Annotated in this window: 2 protein-coding genes; both read right to left on the bottom strand. The window is 64.7% G+C overall.

Translation table 11 applies throughout. The features are described 5' to 3' along the window. A partial coding sequence (locus AC04L7_RS14195; protein WP_475513243.1) for a TonB-dependent receptor occupies positions 1-2,335 on the bottom strand: 2,335 nt, incomplete at its 3' end. A gap of 342 nt (positions 2,336-2,677) precedes the next feature. Next, on the bottom strand, positions 2,678-3,688 hold the full coding sequence (locus tag AC04L7_RS14200) for a LacI family DNA-binding transcriptional regulator (RefSeq protein WP_296279215.1): 1,011 nt from the start codon (positions 3,686-3,688) through the stop codon (positions 2,678-2,680). Between the last annotated feature and the right edge of the window lie 120 nt (positions 3,689-3,808).

Here is a 3,808-nt window from a genome sequence, read left to right on the forward strand (position 1 = left end):
CCTGGAACGAGCCGGCGCCGCTGTCGATGTAGTTCGAGATGTTCTTGCGGTAGTAGCCCACCGAGAAGTAACTGGCGTCGGCGTAGTACCACTCGTACGACAGGTCGATGTTCTTGGAGAGCAGCGGCTTCAGGTTGGGATTGCCGGAGTTGCCGCTGCCGCCGTTGACGCGCAGCAGCGGGCTGACGGTCTGTCCGCCCTGGATGTCCTGCCAGCCCGGACGGCCGAGCGAGTGGCCATAGCTGGCGCGCAGCACCATGTCCTCGGTGATCTCGAAGCTGGTGTCGATGCTCGGCAGGAAATAGTCGTACTCACCGGTCATGGTGGTGAACGTCTTCTCGCCCATGTCGGTGAAGAACTCGTTGTCCGCCACCCAGCGCACGAGCACCGGCGTGTCCACCTGCGCCGCGGATTCGATCTCGGTCTTCTCGTAGCGCACGCCCACGGCCAGGTTGATCGGGATGCGCGTCTGCCAGCTGGTGCTGTACTGCAGATAGGCGCTGCGGGTCTTTTCGGTGGTCCGCAGGTCGGCGCGATTGAAGTCGTCCGGGCGGCGGGCAAGGTCGGGCCTGCCGGTGAATTCGCCCACGGCCTGGCGCATGCGTTCGTAATCGAAGACCAGGAACTGGCTGCTGAAACGCGGATCCTTGTAACCCGGGAACGCGTCGAAGTAACGCGCCATGTCGTCGATCTGCCACAGGCTGTCGTCGAAGTCCGACGCGAGCCCGATGCCGCCCCAGTCGGCCGCTTCGTTGATGCCCCACGCGGTACGGTTCTTGACCTCCGTGTTGGCCACGCCGAACTTGAGGTCGGAGTAGTCGCCGAACTTGAAGGTGCCGCTCAGCTGGCCCTGGTCGACTTCGCCGCGCGAATAGCCGTTGACGAACTGGCGGCCGGTGACGCGCGCCTGCGACGGATCGACACCGGTGACGCCCGGCGCCAGCGTGTAGTTCAGGATCGGCAGCTCACCGTCGAAGTAGACGGTGGTATCGCCACGGATCCACGCGGCCGTACCGATGTTGCCCTGCGAACCCCAGTCGCTGTCCGGCGAGAGTTCGGCGGTGGAGCGGTGGTAGTCGAACGCCAGGTCCAGCGCGTCGGAGACGGCCCACTCGACGTTGAAGCCGACCGACTCGTTCTCCGCCTTGGTCGCGCTGATGCCGCCCGCCATCGCCAGGTCGCTGCACCCTTCGTAGGTGCCATTCGGATTCTGCGTGCCGGTGCACGGGATGAGTTCGCGGTAGAACACCGGGCCTGCGGCCGGACCGTCGGTCCAGGCGCTTTCCTGGCCGACGAAGTTGAACCACACCGACATCTCGTTGCGGCGCTGCTGGATCTTGTTTTCGGAGTACGTGTAGTCCAGCGTCGTGGTGATGCGATCCGACGGCGCCCACTGCAGCGTGACCTGACCATTGGTGCGCTGGCGCTGGATGCCGTTGACGCTGTAGTTGAGGTTCTGCGGCACCGAGTACAGATCGGTCGGGCCCGGCAGGTTGTCGTTGCCCGGCGTGCCGGGTGCGATCGCGCCCCAACCGCCTTCGCCACCGAAATGGGTACGCCAGCCGGCGGTCACGCCGACCTGGCTGAAGCCGCTGTCGCGTTCCTGGTAGCTGCCGTTGACGGCGATGCCGAACTTTCCGTCGGCGAAGGTCTGGCTGAAGATGCCCGACATCTCGCCGGTCCAGTCGTCGCCCTGCATGATCTTGGGCAGGTTGCCGTTGGACGTGTCGTGGACGGTCTTGACGCCCAGGTTCAGGAGCGGCGCGCTTTCCAGCGGCCGGGCCGTCTTGATGTTGATCGTCGCGCCGATGCCGCCGGTCGGATTGGAAGCCAGGCCGGTCTTGTAGACCTCGATGGCCGATACCGCTTCGGACGCCAGGTTGGCGAAATCGAATGCACGCGAATTGGATGCCGAGAACCCGTTCAACAGCGCGCCGGGCATCTGGCGGCCGTTGAGGAGCACCAGGTTGTGATCGGGACCGATGCCGCGCACCGTGACCTTCGAGCCCTCGCCGCTGGGCGTGCGATCGATCGACACGCCACTGATGCGCTGCAGGGATTCTGCCAGGTTGGTATCGGGGAACTTGCCGATGTCCTCGGCCACGATGCCATCGACGACGCCCTGCGCATCGCGCTTGAGGTTCATCGACGATTCGAGACTGGCGCGGATACCGGTGACGACGATGGTGTCGAGTTCGGTCGGCTCGGCGGTGGCCGGCGCCGGCGTGGCGGTGCCTTGCGGCTCGGACTGCTGGGCCCACGCGGGACCTGCGATGACCAGCAGCAATGCGGATGTCAGCACCCGCTTTCTTGGAACGGATTGCACTTGCTTCATGGACTTTCCCCTCTCCGGAAATTCACGAACGATGTCTTGGACTGGAACGCAGGTTGTCGCCTCCCCCTACATTGGGGCGCATTGGACGCGCGATTGACAGCGTTGTCAACTTTCCGGAAATCCGCTTTCGTTTTGCGAAAAATCCCTTGTTTTCAGCTGCGAAATTGATGGTGCGACGCAGCTGAAATCGTTTTCTCGAAACTCACACATCCATCGATCAGCGAAAGAATTTCCGCCGGAACGTACGTAAGGTTTTCTATTGGTATGGCATGTGCGTCGACCATCGCACGCACGCAGCATGAGCCGCGACGCAGCCACGCCACGGCGACGGGCACGCGGGGATCAGCGCCTGGCGGGGCTTTGCGTCGACTCGCGGAACAGCACTTCGTGCTCGACGTGCACCATGCCGCCGCCACCGGCCGTGCGGATGCGCGAAAGCAACTGCAGCGTCGCGAGCTTGCCCATCTCGGAGGTGGGCTGGCGCACGGTGGTGAGTGCGGGATAGATGTGCCGTGCGATGGGCGTGTCATCGAAGCCGCAGACGGATATGTCGCGCGGCACCACCAGGCCGCGCTCGCAGGCGGCGCGGATCACGCCGGCCGCCATGTCGTCGTTCGCGGCGAAGATCGCCGTGGGCGGCTGCTGGAGATCGAGCAGCGCATTGCCCGCCTCGATGCCCGACTCGAACGAGAACGCGCCCTGCACGACCAGATCCGCGTCGTAGGCCAGGCCGGCCTGCTTCAACGCGTCGCGATAGCCCTTGTAGCGCCACTGGCAGGCACCATGCGCGGGCGGACCCTTGATGTGCGCGATGCGGCGGTGACCCTGCGCCACCAGGCCGGCCATCAGTTCGAGTACCGCCGCGGTTTCGTCCATCATCACGCCGATCCTGCCTTCCGGATGCTTGGGCGCGATGCTGGCATAGGGCACCTGGTGTTCTTCGAGGAACGCGAGTACCACCGGGTCGTCGGTCAGCGGGGGAATGAGCACCACGCCATCCGGCGCGAAATGCTCGAACACCACCTTCAGGTCGTCGGCCTTGCGCTGCTTCGGTGAAGCGACCGGCGCCAGCACCAGGTTGTAGTGGTGGTCCCGGCAGGCATCCAGCATGCCGCTCTGGATTTCCATCAGGTAGTTGCGCGATGGATTGTTGTATACCAGGGCGACCACGTAAGAGCGCTGGCCGGCGAGGCTCCGCGCGGAGAGGTTGGGCCGGTACTGCAGCTTCTCGACCGCCTTCATCACCCGCTGGCGCATTTCCTCGCGCACGTTGGGTTCGTTGTTGAGCACCCGCGACACGGTCTTCATGGACACGCCGGCGGCGGCGGCCACGTCCTCGATCCGACTACGCATGGGGTTGCTCCCACTCCATTCCGACCACCCTCCCGGCACGACGCCGGATTCTGACAGCGATGACCATCGCTTGGATACACATCGCCGCCCCCCATCACCCTTCGCCATCGACGCCATCCG

The organism is Pseudoxanthomonas sp. LjRoot204_2, assembly GCF_056175765.1.

Excerpts from the sequence above, each read along its gene's own strand:
- AC04L7_RS14200 (WP_296279215.1), bottom strand. The coding sequence starts at position 3,688 with ATGCGTAGTCGGATCGAGGACGTGGCCGCCGCCGCCGGCGTGTCCATG.